The organism is Limnospira platensis NIES-39, from assembly GCF_026000695.1.
Lineage (GTDB): Bacteria > Cyanobacteriota > Cyanobacteriia > Cyanobacteriales > Microcoleaceae > Limnospira > Limnospira platensis.
Map to the genome: position 1 here is coordinate 2805329 of NZ_AP026945.1, position 19476 is coordinate 2824804.

Below are 19476 nucleotides of genomic sequence, written 5' to 3' on the forward strand. Positions count from 1 at the left end.
AATTCGTGTCTGTAGGGAATTTCCCCCAGTTGCCTAGCCGACGAGGTAAAGCGATCGGCTTACCTATATGACTATTGTAGGGTTCGGGCGGGGAGAATATTAGTTTTCGCGCCGACTTGGGGGAAAGTTTGGCGGCGAGCGATCGGATCAGCCTTCTCTATATTTGTTTACTAACCGGTAATACTCTCCCCTATTTTTGTGAATTTACCAATCCTCCCATGGTAAAAACTGCGTTATCTCAAATTCTCCCCCTTGTTTTGGGTCTGTGCTGTTGGGCGTGTAAATGCAACGGCAAAGTCCTAATCCGGGAGCTAAAAAAGAACCTTCAGCTTTAAACAGCAAAATATAGCGAGACAGAGTAGGAGTCAGATTAAAAGCTCCCCCTGTGTCAGGAACTGTAATAACAGAGCATCGATTTGTTATCCATTTTTCAAGATTATCTATGTCAATATGTGAACTCAAAACATTAGAAAACAATGCAACTTGAGATATTGCCATCCACATGGTTTCACGAGGACATAGTAAAATCTCGATATTAGTTCCTTCCTTGATAACAGACGTAGAAATTCCGTCATTCCCAATGTAGGCATAAAGATTATGGGTAATATTAAAAACATATTGTTTACCGGGCAAAAAAGCATCAAATTGCCAGGCTCTAACTGCTCCCTCTGTTGTAGTCCACGTTCCCCAGAACCTATTATAAGTATCTACGTCATCATAATTAACTTGAGAATCAGAACTTATAAACGATGGAAGTTTGTTTATATTGGAATCTAAGGAAATAAACGGTCTAATTGATAAATCTGGGATAGGCATATCGTCCTCGATTTCGCTTCCTATGTTGTAGTCAATTTCCGTATCTTGGCGCACCCAGATAGAGAGAATCTGAGTTGTGGGGCTGCTTGCTAAAACACCAATCCCCCCATCACTCCCATCGGAGTAGAAGCCATTTTCAAAAACAGGTAAGGATAAATCAGACCCTACCCACCGAATAGAAAAAGGATTGTCGGCTTGGATGGTGATTTCCCGACGGACTAATAATGGCGTGGCGGGGACTATTTCAATCTCTTCCCCTGCGGTGAGTTGAAAATAACCTGACTTAATATGGCGATAATAAGCGCCGCCGCCCCCGCCACCGGTAGGACGCATTGCCAATCGAATCGGCATTTATCGTAGAATAAAAATAACCACTTCTATTGTCTCACATGAACATCACTCCGGGAGTCTATCCTGATTTTTCCGAAACCACATTAGAAGCCTTAACCTTAGCTATGGGGCGGCGATTGCTACAAAGGCAAAAAAACCTGACGATTAACTTCACAGGAAAAGACGTTATGGATTTAACTCTCAATGAAGAGGATTCTGTTGTCAACCTGGATATTGACGAGCTAGAAACTTATATAGAAGGTGGCGCGATTAAAGTCCAAGAGCCGTTGTTGATGCCTTTGAACCCGGTATAGGCAGTTACCCCTTTAACCAAACCAATTTAGCTAGTGCTTTACTGCATTTAGTTGTACATCAACACATAGCAGAATTTAGTTTCGAGCTAAACCCCGAACCCGCCAAACAACATTGTGATTTTTCTATCCGACCTAACGTTAGGGGAAATGGAACTTATCCATTAATATGCACCATCACTTTAACAGACTATCCCGTAATCATTGACTACACTAATGGTATGACTTCAACCGCACAACCATACTTATTGACACCTTAAACTATGGCAGAAAATCGCTGTTCAGAAACCGACACATTTTCATTTGAAATTAATCAAAGTAATGCCAGTAATTATGTTAATGACCCATTAACACTTGGGGCTGTTTCTAGTGCCGTTAATTCAATATCTGCCAATATTGACCCTAGATGGCTATGGCGTGCTAATGTTTTCCTAGAAAGTCTCACCGCCTCAGTTTGGTGTCCAAGTTTTCCCCGGTCTCCTTATCCTGAATTTTACCCAGAGGATTCGGCGGCAGAAAGAGCAGCTAAATTAATGAAATTAGAGAGTAACCATCCTAAATTTGGGCTGCAATTGCTTAGAAGGAAAAGCGCCACAGGTCCATGGATTGAGGCAGCTTGTCCTATCATTCAAAATCGAGGAAGGCGGTTTTATGTTCCTCTAATTAATCCTTACTTAACAGCAAACGAGGTTAAAATATTTGGTAGATTTGACCGGTTGGGTGTAAGTTTTAAGGATTATGGCGATGGAATATTAGGGGGCGGTTCAATAACTAGCAATCGCATCTATGACACTCTTTACATTGAGGGGGAATATAGAGTAGAATTAGATTTAATATTGATGGCTAAACGTCCGGCTAATACAGTGATGAATACAGTCACTGTAAGCCCTAATCCCATGTTAATAGCCCCCGCTAATCTAAGCCGTGCTTATTTTGAAATCCAAAATCAGGGAGAAATTGAGCTCCTTTGGGGCTTTGGAACATTGGGGAGTAACGCGACAAGCCATCCGTTCAAAATGCCACCCGGCCAGATTTATTATCCAGGTAATGTAGCCGGATTTATACCAACTGACGCGATATGGGCAAAAGTAAAAGAGGGAACGACAACTGTTCTGATTATGGAGAGTTATTATCAATGACCACAGCTTTATATAGCAGTGAAAAACCCCAGGATTTAGGTCATCTACCAGCGGGACAATATGAACTGGCTGCAGTTAATTTGTGGGATAGTAATTTATCATCAATGCTTTATGCTAAAAAGGTGATATACAAGCGCCACTTTTTGCTTCCCGGTTCTCCATCTGATGCTTTTCCTTTCATTCGAGAGTTAAAAGCCTTGGCTAATGTTCCCATACAATACAGGACAATTAATGAATTTCCGAAAACGGATCGACAAACAACTAAAACAGATTCAAGCAGTAGGGGGGACTATCGTTTTCTTGTTGAGCAATGGTTAGAGAGAATTGAGTATCTATGCCAAACTTTTGATTTTTTAGAAGTGTTGCCAGTCACTGCCATGTTAAGGTCTTGGAGAAGCCCGTATCTGCCTAATGCTTATTTTATGCTAAAAAAACGGGAAACGATTAATTCGGTTTCTTTGGAAGCGATCGAGGCGATGGAACCAGAATGGCTGACTGATAATCGGGTGTTGTCTGAGGAGGGATGGAGGCAATTATTTATTAATTGGGATGAGGAATTTTTGTCATGAGAGAGGTAGAAGAGCGAAGCAGGAGGGTGAAAGACATTGTTAGAAATCGCAACTACAGGCAAGCTGTAGATGTAATAGAAAGAGAGGTCAAAAGATTAGAGGCGGATGATAAATCCAGAGTTAGAGTAAGGTTTCCCCGCGACGACGGGGATATTGATATAGACGTTGGGGGAATGGTTGATTTTGCCCGGTCGATGTTGCCCAAAGCAAGCATAGAAGCTGAGGATTTACAGGATGGTGGAACTAGGAGAGGGATAAAAACTGAAAAAATAGGCAGCACAGCCCGCGCATTTGTAGACCTTGACGAGGATGGAAGCCCCAAAGGTTTTGGGGGAACAATTGACAGTATCAATGATGCTAATGTCTCGGTTTACCTTGGGGAATGCGAGCAATCGATGAGCGTAACTATTGGGGGGAAAACGGTTACCTTTGCCAGAAATGTTTGCGAAGATGATAAAGACGAGGAAACAGAGGAAGATGAAATTGAGACAAGCGAAGATGAAAATGATCTTAGACCTCCTAAGCTCGATATCCCTCGACCTCCGGCTGGATATTCTCGCCAGTTAGGGGAACTCTATCTAGTTAAAAAAGTATTCTTTTTGTGGGGGTGGTTTCCAACTTTTACGGAAGCAGGATTAAATTTTATAGCGAAGGGTGAGGGTACAATAACAACAAAATCAAGCTTAATAAGTTCCCTTGAATTTTCCAATGAACGTTGGGCGTTCGAGTCTATAACTTTTATGGGAATAGTGCCAGTTTCGGAGACTAGACAGCTTTTTGGGCGTTGGGATAGACTGCGGTTTAGAGATGTTAAAGTTGGAGTACACTTTAATTATATTAAATCGGTAAGTCAACTAGAATATATCAAGAAATCTCCTACATGGTTTCCCCAGCGTGTATGGACATCATACCCGATGCTTTCACCTTATTATTTGAAATCAGCCCAGCAGATTAATGTTGCGGTGGCTCCGATAGTTTTTAACCAAATAGAACCAGAAACTGGTAACTATATAAGCCATCAACTTTATCAGAGATATATATCCTGGTGCCTTTACCTGGTACCTCTGCCTTATACAGAGAATTTATCTGAACCAGAGCCACCGCCAAGTTTACCAATATTACCAGATGATATGGACAAAAACTGTTGTGAAGATTTGATTAAGATGACTCGGGAAATACATAAAGCCCTAGGGGTCAGGAAGTTGTTAGACAAGAGTTTCCAGGTTCCGTCTAATATGATGATACCAGAAGGTAAAGGGAATCATGCAAATAAGGATTATCTGGAAATCATGTCTGACCTGTTTAAAACCATCGATAATTATGGTTTTGATGCTCCGGTTACTGTTAAAGTTCAGGATACGAATAAAGCCCAAAAAGGCGACCAGTCTATAGAGTTAAAGTTTAACTCGCTGGGGGCTATATTAAAGGCTCAGACTGAACTGTTGATTGAGTTGAAAGGTGATAGTGCTAACCGGTTAAATATTCAGATTCGCCTAGCTTATATAATGACGAGAATGTATCGGACTTTAGCTAAGTTATATTACAGAACGTCGGCGATTTTGGACGGGTTGGGAATTCCTATTATCTCGAAGGTGGTGACTTTACCGATTGAGTTTAATGTGTTTGGTAAAAAACACTGGGGAGCTGGTAAGGGATTCGGTAAGGATAGTAAAAAGGGTCAGGAGCCTAAACTTGATTTAAACGATGAAGACACGACAGAAGCTATGTTACCCGATTTATTAGAGATTCATGATTATGAAATAGAGGTTGATGAGTTTAGGTTTAAAAGCACTGACCTTTATGAGATAATTTTGAATATGGCGGCTAAAATGAGGACATAATCGTGACCAAAAGAAATCCCCCCCGTGGTTCTAATCGCCCTCCGAGGGATTCCGGTAGTGGTGGGAAACCACCATCTAAAAAAGATGAAAAAGCCGGGTTAAGAACTGATACCAACAACAGAATAGAGGAAGCGATCGCGGTTTTAGATTTTCGGCTACACTTAGAATATTTAAATGTAGCTTCAGCCGTTGGGGGCGGCGATTTTGAACAGTTTAAACGTTCTTGGTTGATGAATTACTATAATGCTATGACAGAACCGAGGTTTAAAGATAAACCCAAAAATCCTCCTACTAGAGAGGAACGGGCACGTCTCTTAAAGACTAATGCTGAGTTGATGATGAATCGCCAAATCAAATCCGATAATTTGTCATCGAGGGAAAACCTAAATGAGTTCCGCCAAAGTAAAGACTTATTACCATTCGACGCTGATAATATAGGTTAAGATTATGTCTAATGTTGTAGGGATAGACCAGAAAGAACTGACCTCAACCGCTATAGCTGGCGGTGCGATGTCCGCCCAGTGGTTTAATAGTTTTTCGTCCACTTTCTACCAGCAGGTTCAAAACTTAAAAGCCTTTGATTTTAAGAAATGGGCGGGTAGTGTCAAGGGTGGAGCTTTAGCTATTGCAGAAAACATCAAAAAAGGGAACTGGGGTTTTTTCAAAGATTGGTTGTTAGAGGCTCCTATGGTTCCTAAAGTGGCGGGGCTTTTAGCGGGTGGTTTAATTGCTGGGACGGTGCTGGTTATTGGCGGAAAAGCTGTAGGACTTGTTGCGGCGGGTGCAGGAGGTGTAATATCAGCCCACCCGGCTTTTGTTGGCGGTTTTTTAGGGGTAACAGTGCCTACACTGATGAGCAAATTAACCCAAGGGGTTTCTCAAGCCTATAACTTTGATTGGGCAGCATCTGACAAGAAAATGATGGATGAGTTAAAACAAGCGGCTAACGCTTTATATGTACCCCTCGGTGAAACAGTCGGGAAGTCTTTAGCGGCTTTAGTGGCGGGCAAGGTGGGCAGCGCAGCGGCAACAAGTTTAAGGATTCGGGAAGGTGCGATCGCCGCTATATGTATGATTAACCCAACTATTAAAGAGACTTTGGTTGATGCGTTATCCTCGCTGAGGTATGCGGTGCAGGCGGTTGTTAACAAGGCACTGTTTGTTATGGCTTACATTAACGCCAGGAAGGTAGCAGCCAGGGTGTTGGACAAGGAAGATACTTGGGGCAAGGAAGGGCAATCACCTTTTGTCGTGTCAGAAAAAGTAGAAGAAACTTGGGCGAAAGTTAAACAAGATGACTATTTTGATTGGGTGAATGAGCAGCAATGGGAGGGGTTGGAAACAATGGCGGCTACATTTTTTGAAACCCTAGGCGATTTGCTATCAGAACAGGGAACTTATGAGGAGTGGATACCCGTATAAATTTATTACCTGAGAGGGGGGATATCAATGGCAGACGTTGGAAGACTTACCCAGCAAACTTACATCATGATGGCTCGTCAAAGGCGTATCACGAAGCTATCGGATAAACGCCCGGAACGAGTCCGAATAGAGTTACAACCTAACTGGAACGTTTACCAACTACAGCCAGACAGAAAAAACCCAGACTACAAACTGCTGATGGCTGGCTCTGAGTCAGCCTTGGCATTGCAGTTATCTCAACTGGGATGGATGGAGAAGATGATGGAGCATCTTCTCAATGCCAGCGACCTAAAATTTGAGGATTGGTTTGATGTTTGGGCATCGGGTTATCCAGAACTGCGCTACAGAGTGAACCCAAAACTCCCCAATTTAAGAACTAACTATCCTTCATCTAATGTTAAGGATTCCAATGGGGAGACAATAAGCAGATGGAGGAACGAGGTAGGCTCTCGCCCGGCTTACATTGAATGGAAACCTTCAGCCCGAAAAACAGCAAAAGATGTTGGGCTTCACCGCACAATAGAATATTTTCCCGATCGCTCTCAGAACAAATCAGTTGTCTTGACGGGGAACGACAAGGAATTAATTAGGCAAATCCTACAAATCCACTACGAGGGTGGGGGTAGCAGTGATGGGATGGATAGCACTGTCTCGACGGGTATCAGTTACCGGGGCGCTCCCAAAGTTGTGCTGTACTTCTTGGAACGGATCGAGGATGTGGAAAAAGGTTACCGACAATTAGAGGCAAGAGTGGGATTCCGTTTGGTGGGAAAAACAGAAAACCCGAACGGAACTGGCGACTTGTTAACTAAAGCTAATATCAGAAGTTTGGCACAGAGAATCGTCCAGAACTTTCTACAACCTCAACAATTCCGTCTCCACAAGGGGAGGGAATCGGTTAGCTATAGAGACAAGCGCCAAGGGTTGGAATCTTTCGTTTTTGTCACCAGTGCCTCAGAGGGGATTAATCTTTATCAACGAATCTGTCAGGTGATGCAGATAGAGTTTGACAGTTCAAAGGTCTTTACATCGAGCAACCAAAATCCATCCCAAGCGTTTCCTATTACCCCACCAGAGGTGACGATATTGGGTAACAAAATCAAACCACCCCGCCGCCGTCCGGTCGGGCACGTCTATTTTAGAGAGGCGAAATTGTTTTTGGAGATGCTCAATGAGCCTATCCTACTCTGTGACTACAACGGGCACATATACAATAATCCCGATTAGAAGACAACCCCAACAATTTTTTTAGATCAAACAAACCTGCTTGTATGCTCGGAAACCCTATAGGTTTCCGTAACTGTTGCACACCCCAAAAATGCCTGCTATGAATGTAATAGCAAGCAGTTTTGAAACAACAAGACAGGATTTAAATGCCAAGCCTAAATGACTCAAAAATTTATAGCTGGACTTCACCCTCACCAGGCGGAACGGGAACCACTCAAGTCGCGGCAAGACTTTCTAATCGGTACGATGGCATTGCTACACATCTAGGAATGACAGCCCACACAGACCCAACAGGTGTAAATGCACATATGCTGAAGCCAAATAGAGCTGTACAAGAGGGCTTCTTAATGAAGATGCGAATTAACTACCGGAAAAACAATAGATATCATGGCACTGATATTTATGTGCCTACAGACAAGGTTACTGAAGCTATCCAGATATTACCCGGTAAAGCCTGGGATGGTACGGGAGTGATAACTTCATGTCGCGATCGTGTACGAGTTGATTACCGTTAATAGAGAAAGGAAAATATATCAATGGCTAGAACGAAACTGTGTCAATTAGTAGATGACACTAAGGTTCGAGTATTTAGAGCCAGCAGTGTAATGTATGACGATAACACTGTAGCACATTTGGGAATAGGTCCAGTCTCTGATGCGAATAAGAAAGAGCCAGTTTATGATACTGGGGAATTAATGCGAGCCGGTGTTTTAGCAAGGCTTTGCATTACCTGCAACAATGGAACGACTAAGCCACCAATTACATATAGAGTATTTTGCGACGTAGAAAACATAAATGCTGCTTTGCATCATTATAATAGTGGCGGTAAGACCCTAAACGGTAAAACCGTATTGAGGGCTGGTTTAGACCGTCGTCAAGTTATCAAGTAAAGCATGAGTTTTACGGATGCTTATGGCACATGGGAGGTGATAGCTTCAAGCTATCAGCCAAGTCAAGAGTGGATAATTCACAGCTCCCCAGTTACTCAATACTCATTATTGAGGTTTAGATTTTTAACTGATTGGGAGCGGTGGACAAATCCCTATGATGGCTATAGGTCAATGCTGCTTATTAGAGGACATTATTCTAATAATTCTGGAAATTCTGACTGGATAACAGGGCAAAGGACTGTATACGTTACAGAAGAACCGCAACTGATTAACTATCCACCAGTTCAAGAATTTACAGACAACCCCTCGGTGATTAGAAGGTTGGGAGTTCGCCGCCGTTTTTTCAAAAACGCAACATGGATCGAAAATCATCCTACAATGGATCTAAAGTTTGACGTAACAATTGAGGCTTTTGTAAGTTAACATGGACATCTCTCTTAATCAATTAATCGACCATTTCCCAGATAACTCAACTTTAAAAACCTTGCTGGTATCATTGGGATCTGAAGCTGAAAACGTAGATGCAGCAGTGGAGCTTTACAGTTTTGTTGAGGCTTTTTACCAAGCCCAAAAAGAACATAACAAATTACCGGAAGCTGAAAAAATAGAAGTGGTCGGATCAGAAGTAATTCACAATTTGGAGTTACTGTCGGACAACCTAGCAAGAAGACGGTCCGAAAGAGCCTTAACATTCTATCTAAAATATGAATTGTCTGGCATTTCTGGAAATTTAGGAATCTAATCGCCCGAAAATTTAAAGCTGCCAGATAATTCGGATTCTATCTGCATTATCTGGTCAAAGCCTTTAAATCAACCTTAGTAAAGTGTGATTAAAAATCCACATAAACATAGGGGTTAATTCCGCCGTGGATATTGAAATCGCAAAAATCACAATAATCATAAGTTGGATACTTTCACTCATTAGTACGGTATGGTATGTATCAGTTCAATACACAATAATTAAAGTACAAGTCAACAGAAACAGAGAAGAGCTAAACAGAATATCATCAATGCTTAGGCGAGAAATAGAAGAGCATAACAGACTTATATGGATAAACGTCAACCACATGGAAAAATACTTAACCAAAAATCAGGATTATTTTCCGTTAAATATACAAGGCGATCAATACAAAAATTATGACGACTGAAGTTTTGCCGGAATTATTACGGGTAGGAAGTGATGGGGTTGTGATATTTCTAGTGTGGTCTTTAATGAAACAGAACCAAAAGTTAATAACAGAGGTTAACTCAAGAGACAATGAATTAATGAAGTTAATTTACAAAATACTTAGCAGTGAACAACGAGGGACAAGAAGTAAACGCGATCGCACAATCAAGCCAAAGCCACAAGAATCCGTTAGGACTTGGGAGTAGAGTTGTCTGTGGCCCTAACGGATAACAGGTTCTCAAGCTGTTATGGTTCAATCACCTAGCCATAACTCATGGCCATAATCATCATACAGAAAAACTAAAGCGATCGCCAGCCAAGTCAGTTAACTCGTATAAACGCTTCCTGTCTATGCCAATTATCGGGATGTGACGCACCCCACGAGCCGTATGAGGGAAAACTCTCACGTACGGTTCTGAATGGGAGGGGACGAAGGCGACTCCATTCTCGACCCCTAATCTCCCACTAAACACTTCGTTTATGACCTTGAGTTCCTTGCCTTGTTTGGTGAGATGCTCCAAACGTTGGGACCTATAGCATTAGTCAAGGTGGTTAGGACGCAGCTTTTATAACGGAATCCATGGCATCATCGAGAGAATCAAACTGCTCACGTGCAATGGCGAATGCGGGCTTTCAACCACGACCAACATTTCTCTATCTTGTTGAGGTCTGGCGAATAAGGTGGTAGATAGAGCAAACGGCATTGAGCCGCCTCCACTAGCTCAGGAATCCGTCCCCCTTTATGAAACGTTGCATTGTCTAGCACTAGAGTCTGACCTGGCTTCAGTGTTGGAATTAAGATGAACTCCAACCACAACTCAAACACTGTCCGATTACAACAACCCTCAAAGCGATCGGGGGCTAAGAGTTGTTGATAACACCATGCGGCCATATAGCTCACCCTGCCCTGCCTCTTCCCTGATTTGAGGGCATCGAAGCGTTTTCCTTCCTCGCAGTAACCATAAGGGTAATCCGAGTCCTGACTATTCATGCCGGCTTCATCGAGGTAGACCACTTCTTGTGGCTCCATATGTTCAATCTGAGCAATAAACTCCTCTCGCTGTTGCTGATCACGTTCTTGGTAGCCGTAAGTTTTTTTTTCTGGTGAAGCCAATTTTCTTCAAGGCTCTGGATATGGTGCGAGGAGAGATGTCGTCATCCCAAAGTTCAGCCATTGGAGCGGAGGTTTTGTGGCCATGCTCTTGGGCAAAAGCCTTGAATTTTTGCCAGTCGGTAATTTTGTGGTTATTGCCAGGTCGGTGATTAGGTTTAGGGAGGAAGTCTCCGGTCTGTGCTTTTCTTTGCAGCCAGAGATTAATGGTGTTCCGGCTGACATGGAAAACTTGACTGGCTTCTGTTTTGGGCATACCGTCTAGTTCAATTGCATTAATAACTTTTTGTCTGAGGTCGTAAGTGTAGGGGGCTGGCCTTTTGGGTCTTCTGTAGATATCCTTGCCATTATACGTCCTAACTGTTCTGTTTTGTGCTATAGAACAAGGACTAAGCGGTGAAGTCAACACTGTACCACTGACCAATTGGGCATCCACATCAGGAGCCGTATGAGGCGAAAGTCTCAAGTACGGTTTTGAATGGGAGGGAATGGGGGCGACCCCATTCTCGACCCCTTCCGACTTTAGTTTGGGTTCGAGTCCCATCGTCCGCTTATTTTTGAGCAACGATTCGCCGTTGATGAGTAGAGACGATTAAGGTATTGGTATTTACCAGCCTCAACTCTCTACCAACATCAAAAACTGACTGATTAATCTAATTCGCTTTCGAGAATTGTAGAAATCGCTTTTTTAGTGCTATCCTGAAACTCTCGAACATTGACACGGCTTAATAAACTAATGGCGCAAATCATACCTACAGCCTGAGTTGCAAATACAGTCCCATAAGCCAAAACGGGAACCTCAAATATGAACCGACCTAAGTCTAGGAATGCTCCCCCCAATACGGTGGCTAAACCCCGCGCCATAGCCTGAGCCAGTCCCCAAGCGCCGATAAAAGTTCCAGCAGTTTCTGCGGCCGTCAGGTCTAGCATTAAACTAATAGCGCCAGCAGTTAAGATACCAGAAAACAAGCCAAAAAATAACAGTGAACCCTTGAGCATTTCGGGGTTAGTGGTAAATCCAGCCATAATAAACAATACTAAGGCGATCGCCACCCCCACACAACCTAAACGGACCGTATTTTTCTTACCAATTCGCGGGACAACTAAAAATCCGGTAGATGCAATTCCCACCAGAGTTCCGACCCCAAAAAAAGCATTTAATCGCGCGGTTTCAGAAATTGACATCCCAAACACTTCACCCCCATAAGGTTCTAGTACAGCATCCTGCATAAATAGGCTAATGCTCATAATTAACAGGAAAGTAAAAAACCAACCTGTTTGGCGGTTAGCGGTGAGGATATGTAAAGCACGACCTAGGGTAATTTGGTCTTCTCTGTCTGCTACAGTAGAGCGATCGCTATATCGAGAAAAGCGCTTTTCTACCCCCCAGGTCGCCACCATACACAGAAGAAATACCATCGTCGGAACCATTATAAATAGGGGGTTAATGGCTGCTTGTAGGGTGGATATATCAACCATACTCCCAGGGGTGGGTAGGTTAGCAGAAACCGGGTCAATCTCGCCAACTTCCTGCTGATTGAGAATTTTAGAACTAATAATAGCTCCGACTACAATTCCCACCATCAACATAGACCAGACAATGCTGATCAGTTTAGATCGGTCATCTTCATCAGATACATCAAATAACAAAGCAGCAAAGGGGGTAGAACTGGCGCTGAGAGCTAAACCATACAAAGCAAACACTACCGCTAATAATGCCGCCCAAACATAGCTTATCCCTGTCATACCATAATTTTGAATACTGGTTCCCAATTGCCATGTCACCTGCATAGCCAGGAAAGAAGTAGTGGTAAACAGAGCCGCACCTATCCACACATAAACGCTGCGATGTAGACCCCAGATCGGTTTTCCGTCAGAGAGTTGACCAAACCACACTCGGCTAGGAGAGACGAACTGGTGCATAGCGATCGCACCCGTCGCCATGAGAGCTGGAACCCTTAGTTCATCAATCATTACTCGATTAATGACTCCCAGGGTCAGCAAGGACATAATCCCCAGTCCCATTTGAAATAGACCCAATCGGAACATCGTCACCATACCCACTTTCGGTTTTGGTGGCTTATTTGTTGCTGTCGAGGGTGTTGACTCAGGTAAACTGTCGATTGCCATAGCACCTATAGGAAATTGATACCAAATTAACTCTTCATTCCTAGCCTAGCAAAATGTTGTGATTTAGACTGAATAGTTTTCTACCCTTACTTGGGGACTAACTAGATTCACCTAGGGGAGACTGTTCAGGAGTCTATGGGATATGATAAGACTATGATCAGACTGGAGAAACTGTCAAGAGTAAATTCTGTGAAATTATGAAATCCCCTATTATATCTCAATCAATTCAGATGAAAAATAAAAATATTCACTATTTAGAAGCAGGTCAGCCTGATGCTCCTTCGGTCTTATTATTACATGGGGCTAGTTTTCGCGCTAAAACCTGGGAAGAAATCGGCACCATCAAACAATTGACTAATCAAAATTATCGAGTGGTGGCTGTGGATCTTCCCGGCTATGGAACCTCGGCAACTATCTCTGATGAACCTGTACAATTTTTGGTGAAGTTAACTGACAATTTACAATTACATAACACGGTCATTGTTTCTCCTTCTATGAGTGGTCGATATAGTTTACCCTTTCTAATTCAACATCATGAGTCAGTACGAGGCTTTGTGGCTGTGGCTCCGGTGGGTATTTTAAAAATGGCTGAAAAACTTGAGGGTATTCAAATACCGACTTTGGCTATTTGGGGAAGTAATGACCAAATTGTGCCGCCTAGTCAGGCTGATATCTTAATTCAAACTATGCCGAATTGTCAAAAAGCGATCCTTAAAAATGCTGGTCATGCTTGTTATCTGAAAGCGCCGAATAAGTTTCATGAAAATTTAATTCAATTTCTGAAGTCTCTGAAATAGCTGTCCAATCTAGCTGTTCAATATCTGATGCTTGATACTTTTTGCCATCAATCATTATCCTTTGATTATATTGTTGTCACAACCTCTAATCCACCAGTTGTTAAAGTAAGATGGATGAAAAATCTAAAAAGGCGCTATTTATCCTGGGTGGACTAGATGAAGATGACCTGCGGTGGGTAGCTTACCAAGGTAGGTTACAGACTTTGGAACAAGGAGAAATACTGATTCATGAAGGAACACCTATCAACGCGCTTTATATTATTTTAAGCGGAACACTTAGGGTATATATTCATTCTAATAATAACCATGATCGTGACCTGGCTTATCTATCACAAGGGGAATTAGTAGGCGAAATTTCTTTTTTGGATAACCGCGCTCCTGTCGCTACTGTTGAAGCTGTGGAAACTACGGAATTGTTGGCAATTCCTCGCTATCAACTAACTAGCAAACTCCGCAGTAGTTCTAAATTCTCAGCTAGATTTTATCAGGGGATTTGTTGGTGTTTAGCTAACCGTATGCGCGGGACGGTTCGACAATTGGGTTATCAGTCTTCTGAACCTGAACAAGATATACTATTTGGTTGCGAATTTACCCAAAATATGCAAGATTTTATGATAGTAGCAGAGGCTAAACTAAACTGGTTAATTCACAAGATACACCAGATGCGTTGATGGCTCAATCTTCCCGGAAAATTGGTGGTAATTTGATACCTGTAGATGGTAGAATATCACCCCATCTACAGATTATCTGCTCATTTACCTAGTGCTACTAACACCAAAGGCGAAACTGTTAAAACTGGTCTTTCATTCCCCTGATTCTAGCAAAGGTCTGGATGTCATCTTTACCTTGAACGGCTAACTTTAATGCGGGTTCATCCCAACGTAGAAAGGGATTAGTTGCCTTTTCTACGCCTATTAATGAGGGGATAGTGGGTTGATTTTGACTGCGAGCTATGGTGACTTTTTCCAAGCGATCGCGTAAGCTGATATTATCACCATCTACTGTCAGCGCAAATTTCAGGTTGTTTAAGGTGTATTCATGAGCGCACCAGATCCGTGTATCATCGGGTAGCGATCGCAATTTAGACAGAGAACTAACCATCTGGCTAGGGGTTCCTTCAAATAAGCGACCACACCCCCCCGCAAATAAAGTATCACCGCAGAATAATTCCCCCCCTTCCTTATCGGTAGCCGGAAAATAGTACGCAATATGACCGCGAGTATGACCGGGAACAAAGAATACATCGGCTTTACGACCGCCAAATTCTACGCGATCGCCTTCTTTTAAAAATACTTCCTGTCCGGGAATGCGATCACGATCTTCTGCGCCTCCATATACTGTTAAATTGGGAAAATGCTTCCTCAATTCACGATTTCCTCCCACATGATCCGCGTGGTGATGGGTATTAAAAATCGCTATCAGTTCCGCACCGAGTTCCGACAATTTTGCTAGTACCGGGTCCGCTTCTGCTGGATCAACTACCGCCGCCTGATTCTGTTCGGGGTCATGCAGCAGAAATATGTAGTTATCTGATAAAGCTGGTAGTCTATAAACGTCCATTAATTTTGCTCTCACAACTCAGGGAACACTTTGATCTAAATATATTCTGACACTATTAAAACCCTTAGAACAACACCAACTATAATTAAGCTATCCTAATCGTTCCGCCAAAATAGTTTTGTTTTTTAAAAGTTTGTTAAGATTTAATACATTTTTATTGCTAATGGCTCTCAAATACTTGACGAGATAATGGGGGTTTTGCTATGATGAAAACAATCGCATCCAAGGGGTTTATGTGTCCATATCCCAAAAAAGAGGCTACAATCCCCATTCTATCGCCAAATAGAATATTTTCCGGCGAAAATTTAAAATTCACGATGCACGAGTTTTTGGGGAATTATAGACGGCCCCCAATCGACCTATTGACAAAATCGCCGTTATGTGCATTATCTAGCCATAATTACTCCTGGTCATCGTCAAAAATATTTAACTGTTGAATATTGGTAGTATTAGCAGGCGGCTTTTGGATACCCTTTCGCAAACCCATAGCAATTTTGCTGTGTTTTTCAATTTGTCGCATCACCTGTTTAGCGCGTTTAATCACCACATCAGGCAACCCCGCCAAGCGTCCCGCTTCGATACCGTAGGACTTATCAGCGCCGCCGGGTTGAACTTGATGCAAAAAGATAATTTTATCTGGCAATTCCTTGACAGTGACCTGATAATTGGCGACATTACCCAGAATAGAAGCCAATTCGTTTAACTCATGGTAATGAGTCGCAAAAATAGTCCTAGCCTTAATAGTAGTAGCGAGATATTCCGCCACCGACCAAGCTATAGATAACCCATCAAAAGTGGCAGTACCCCTACCAATTTCATCTAACAAAACCAATGATTTAGGAGTAGCATGGTTGAGAATATTAGCAGTTTCATTCATTTCTACCATAAAGGTAGATTGACCTGTAGCCAAGTCATCCACAGCGCCGACCCGTGTAAAAATGCGATCGCAAATACTCAGCCGAGCAGAAGTAGCCGGAACAAAACTGCCGATTTGTGCCATTAATTGAATCAAGCCAACCTGTCGAAGATAACAGCTTTTTCCACTAGCATTAGGGCCTGTTAAAATAATCAAATCTGGCGGCGAAGGAGGCGAAAGTTTCTGCTTCTGTAGTCCCCCTTCTTCGCTACCCAAGTGGGCGTTATTTGGCACAAAAAAGCCAGTTGGTAGAGATTTTTCCACCACAGGATGCCTACCTTCAAGAATTTTAAGTTCCCGTCCGCCGACTATTTCCGGGCGACAATAACCCTGATAAACAGCAATTTCAGCTAATCCACATAATACATCAATAGCGGCGATCGCCCGCGAAATCTCCCTAATTAAATCCGTGTGTTCTCCCACTTCCCCCCGCAAGCGAGCAAAGATTTCATATTCAAGCTGATTAAGGTCTTCCTTAGCCGTTAAAATTCGCGCCTCTCTTTCTTTCAACTCTGGGGTAATGTAACGCTCCTCATTGGTGAGAGTCTGTTTACGGATATAATCATCAGGAGCCTGATCAGACTTAGATCTAGTAATGCTAATATAGTAGCCAAAAGTCTTATTAAAACCTACTTTAAGCGTAGAAATTCCCGTGCGTTCCCGTTCCTGAATTTCCAAATTAGCAATCCATTGTTGGTCTTCAGCCGCCCCCGCCTGCATTTGATCCAATTGCGGATCAACGCCCGGCTTAATTAATCCCCCTTCCTTTAAATAAAGAGGCGGAGACTCCACTATATAACTATTAATTTTTTTTGCCAGTTCTTCTAACAAAGGTGGCACATTTTGTAAAGCCTTCAAATAGGGAGATTTGCCCCCTTTCGACAGTTGGGCGAGTTGTGGTAATTTCGATAAAGAATCAGCCAAACCGACCAAATCTTTAGCATTAGCACTACCATTAGCCGCCCTTCCTGTCAACCGTTCCAAGTCATAAATTTGCCGTAATAGTTGCTGAAGGTCTTGTCGTAATTCGACATTATTAATTAATTCTTCAATCGTATCATAACGGGAACATATCCCCTTAATACTCAGCAAAGGTTGCAGCAACCAACGGCGTAAAGCACGAGCCCCCATAGCCGTAGAAGTTTTATCTATTGCCCATAATAAAGACCCCTGCAAAGTGCCATCACGAATGGTTTTAGTAATTTCCAAATTACGGCGAGTTTGATAATCTAAAATCAGATAATCACTGAGAGTATAACTATGTAACTGTTGTAAAGGCACCACATTTTGTTTCTGGGTTTCCTCTAAATATTCCAATAATCCCCCTGCTGCTCTCACTCCTAGGGGCAAATTTTCACAACCAATACCTTCAAGCGATCGCAATTTAAACTCTTCTAAAATTCGCGACCTAGCTTCCCCCAAAGTAAAAGGGATTTGGGATCGCAAAGAATAGCAAAAGTCCGCAGGCAAACAATCAGGCAAACTCTCACTTTTCTGTCCTGGTCGTAACATTTTACCTAAATCAGGCGCATGAGTAGGGAACAATATTTCCGAAGGTTGTAACCGCATCAATTCCTGAGTCAAATGTTCCAAATTCTGAGATTGAGTAGCCAAAAACTCTCCCGTTGACACATCAGCATAAGCCAGACCCCAGTGGTCTCCAGCTATGACCACCGCCGCCAAAAAATTATTCTGGCGACCCCGCAGCATTTGGTCATCAGTCAAAGTTCCGGGAGTCAAAATGCGGGTAATTTCTCGCTTAACCTGTCGTCGTTCTTTAGCAGCGATCGCCGCATCTTCCACCTGATCACAAATCACCACCGGATAGCCCTTTTCCAGCAACATATTGCTATAGCGGTAAACGTGCTCAAAAGGCACGCCAGTCATGGGGACCCGACCAATTTCCTTTCCTGCCGATTTAGTAGTTTGAACCAACTCCAATTCCTGAGAAATTGTGATGGCATCCTGAAAAAAACACTCAAAGAAATCCCCCACCCGAAAAAACAGTAAAGCATGGGGATATTGGTCTTTAACCTCAATGTATCGCTGCATCATCTCCGACAGTTGAGAGCGATCCAATTGTCGGTAGTCCGCATTATTAGGTAAAGATTCCGAGCCACTAGGGGAAACAGTCATAAGCAATTTTAAGGAACTCTTAACACCGGAACTAGCAACACACAGATTATCATAGTACCTGCATCAAGGCGAAAGACACCCCAACCATAGCCCTAACCAGAGCAAAGGCTACCATCGGTGGTAAATATTACCATTGATCATGTTTACCGCCCCCAACTGCCCCCAAATGCCAGCCTAGAGCAACAAATTTTAACCTAACTCCCTGGCTAATCACTTTTAAGGGGACTTAAATAATACTACAATCAGATTAAACGCTCAAACAGTCAGGGGCTACCAATTCAATCAAAATCTTTTCGTCTCATAGGAGAGTGCAAATGACTCAGCAATTTTTAAAACCATTCGTCAGCATTTCCCTCATTCTATCGGTAGGATTAGTTGTACAGAATACCTCACCGAGTCTGGCTCAGACAGCCAGACGAAATCAAAATCGCCCGCCAACTCACGTTAGTATGGCGTTTGAGCCACCCCCAGGTCAGGGGATGCCCACCCGTACCGCCGCCGGAGGCTCTCGAGGTAGTTGCCCAGATGTGCAACAGTTAAGCCAAACTCTCACCGCCCTAGTTCCTAATTTAATCCAACCCCAGGAAATCGGACCTGATATGAGAGGATTAACTGTACAGGCAAAACCAACCTTATTCTTCTACCTACCAGCATTAGTTGGCACTGAGGTAGCTTTTAGCCTCAAAGACGAAGATGGTTTTGATATTTATCAGACCAGCTTGCCAATTCCTCAAAAGCCTGGTATCGTCAGTATTAGAATCCCAGACGATGCCCCATCTCTCGAGGCGGGTAAAAACTATCGCTGGTCTTTCGGGATTGTCTGTGAAACCTCCAATGCTGGTAACATTCCAGAAGTGGTTTTTGTTTCCGGGGAAATCCAACGCATCCAACTGGATAACGATTTGAGTCAAAAATTGGCGATCGCCAAACCCTTGGAACAAGCAGCCATCTATGCTCAGTATGGAATTTGGTTTGAAAGTTTGGCAACCTTAGCAACTCTACGACAACAGCAACCTGAAGACTTCACCCTAGCTAGTCACTGGCGAGAACTGTTAAACTCAGTAGGGTTAGAAAATGTCGCTGATGAGCCATTTGTGGAGTGGAACTAAACCT

General features: G+C 42.9%; 19 protein-coding genes and 1 pseudogene. 15 read left to right on the forward strand and 5 right to left on the reverse strand.

The features are described from left to right. Positions 1-204 precede the first annotated feature (204 nt). Complete coding sequence (locus N39L_RS13610; RefSeq protein ID WP_014274401.1) at positions 205-1167, reverse strand: hypothetical protein; 963 nt, start codon at positions 1165-1167, stop codon at positions 205-207. 38 nt (positions 1168-1205) lie between these two features. Here N39L_RS13610 and N39L_RS13615 point away from each other — a divergent pair, with 38 nt between their 5' ends. The 12 genes from N39L_RS13615 (at position 1206) to N39L_RS13670 (ending at position 9919) form a co-directional block, all read left to right on the forward strand. After that, complete coding sequence (locus tag N39L_RS13615; protein ID WP_014274804.1) at positions 1206-1460, forward strand: hypothetical protein; 255 nt, start codon at positions 1206-1208, stop codon at positions 1458-1460. A 260-nt stretch (positions 1461-1720) separates the two neighbouring features. Then, positions 1721-2596 carry a hypothetical protein gene (locus N39L_RS13620; RefSeq protein WP_014274803.1) on the forward strand — a complete coding sequence of 292 codons (876 nt, stop codon included), beginning with the start codon at positions 1721-1723 and terminating at the stop codon, positions 2594-2596. After that, positions 2593-3165 (forward strand): hypothetical protein, encoded by a 573-nt coding sequence (locus tag N39L_RS13625; RefSeq protein WP_014275484.1) that lies wholly within the window; start codon positions 2593-2595, stop codon positions 3163-3165. Before N39L_RS13620 ends, N39L_RS13625 begins: the two co-directional genes overlap by 4 nt. Beyond that, positions 3162-5006, forward strand: coding sequence for a hypothetical protein (locus N39L_RS13630; RefSeq protein ID WP_014275485.1), 1845 nt, complete (start codon positions 3162-3164; stop codon positions 5004-5006). The genes N39L_RS13625 and N39L_RS13630 overlap by 4 nt, the downstream gene beginning before the upstream one ends. A gap of 2 nt (positions 5007-5008) precedes the next feature. Next, complete coding sequence (locus N39L_RS13635) at positions 5009-5449, forward strand: hypothetical protein (RefSeq protein ID WP_014275486.1); 441 nt, start codon at positions 5009-5011, stop codon at positions 5447-5449. A gap of 4 nt (positions 5450-5453) precedes the next feature. Next, the gene (locus tag N39L_RS13640; RefSeq protein ID WP_014275487.1) at positions 5454-6428 is read left to right on the forward strand and encodes a hypothetical protein; all 975 of its coding nucleotides are present in this window, start codon (positions 5454-5456) and stop codon (positions 6426-6428) included. Between the two features lie 27 nt (positions 6429-6455). Next, on the forward strand, positions 6456-7655 hold the full coding sequence (locus N39L_RS13645) for a hypothetical protein (protein ID WP_014275488.1): 1200 nt from the start codon (positions 6456-6458) through the stop codon (positions 7653-7655). Between the two features lie 146 nt (positions 7656-7801). Further along, positions 7802-8170, forward strand: a complete 369-nt coding sequence (locus tag N39L_RS13650; protein WP_014275489.1) for a hypothetical protein — start codon at positions 7802-7804, stop codon at positions 8168-8170. A gap of 21 nt (positions 8171-8191) precedes the next feature. Continuing rightward, entirely contained in the window at positions 8192-8545 is a 354-nt protein-coding gene (locus tag N39L_RS13655) for a hypothetical protein (RefSeq protein WP_006615726.1), read from the forward strand. A 3-nt stretch (positions 8546-8548) separates the two neighbouring features. Next, positions 8549-8968, forward strand: coding sequence for a hypothetical protein (locus N39L_RS13660; protein WP_014275490.1), 420 nt, complete (start codon positions 8549-8551; stop codon positions 8966-8968). 1 nt (position 8969) lies between these two features. After that, positions 8970-9287 carry a hypothetical protein gene (locus N39L_RS13665; protein WP_014275462.1) on the forward strand — a complete coding sequence of 106 codons (318 nt, stop codon included), beginning with the start codon at positions 8970-8972 and terminating at the stop codon, positions 9285-9287. Between the two features lie 395 nt (positions 9288-9682). Further along, positions 9683-9919 (forward strand): hypothetical protein, encoded by a 237-nt coding sequence (locus N39L_RS13670; protein ID WP_014275463.1) that lies wholly within the window; start codon positions 9683-9685, stop codon positions 9917-9919. A 346-nt stretch (positions 9920-10265) separates the two neighbouring features. Here the strand turns inward: N39L_RS13670 and N39L_RS13675 are convergent. Together N39L_RS13675 and N39L_RS13680 are read right to left on the reverse strand one after the other, a co-directional pair. Continuing rightward, positions 10266-11161, reverse strand: a pseudogene (locus tag N39L_RS13675) (IS630 family transposase). 311 nt (positions 11162-11472) lie between these two features. Beyond that, on the reverse strand, positions 11473-12954 hold the full coding sequence (locus tag N39L_RS13680) for a BCD family MFS transporter (protein ID WP_014275494.1): 1482 nt from the start codon (positions 12952-12954) through the stop codon (positions 11473-11475). A 197-nt stretch (positions 12955-13151) separates the two neighbouring features. On the opposite strand from N39L_RS13680, the gene N39L_RS13685 reads away from it, so the two are divergent. Next, the gene (locus N39L_RS13685) at positions 13152-13751 is read left to right on the forward strand and encodes an alpha/beta fold hydrolase (protein WP_006617982.1); all 600 of its coding nucleotides are present in this window, start codon (positions 13152-13154) and stop codon (positions 13749-13751) included. A gap of 110 nt (positions 13752-13861) precedes the next feature. Beyond that, complete coding sequence (locus N39L_RS13690; RefSeq protein ID WP_006617983.1) at positions 13862-14422, forward strand: cyclic nucleotide-binding domain-containing protein; 561 nt, start codon at positions 13862-13864, stop codon at positions 14420-14422. Between the two features lie 118 nt (positions 14423-14540). Here the strand turns inward: N39L_RS13690 and gloB are convergent, their stop codons facing one another. Both gloB and mutS read right to left on the reverse strand, forming a co-directional pair. Continuing rightward, on the reverse strand, positions 14541-15311 hold the full coding sequence (gloB, locus tag N39L_RS13695; protein ID WP_006617984.1) for a hydroxyacylglutathione hydrolase: 771 nt from the start codon (positions 15309-15311) through the stop codon (positions 14541-14543). Positions 15312-15711: 400 nt separating this feature from the next. Beyond that, positions 15712-18363, reverse strand: coding sequence for a DNA mismatch repair protein MutS (gene mutS / locus N39L_RS13700; protein ID WP_006617985.1), 2652 nt, complete (start codon positions 18361-18363; stop codon positions 15712-15714). A 314-nt stretch (positions 18364-18677) separates the two neighbouring features. Here mutS and N39L_RS13705 point away from each other — a divergent pair, with 314 nt between their 5' ends. Then, entirely contained in the window at positions 18678-19472 is a 795-nt protein-coding gene (locus N39L_RS13705) for a DUF928 domain-containing protein (protein WP_006617986.1), read from the forward strand. The last annotated feature ends 4 nt before the right edge of the window (positions 19473-19476 follow it).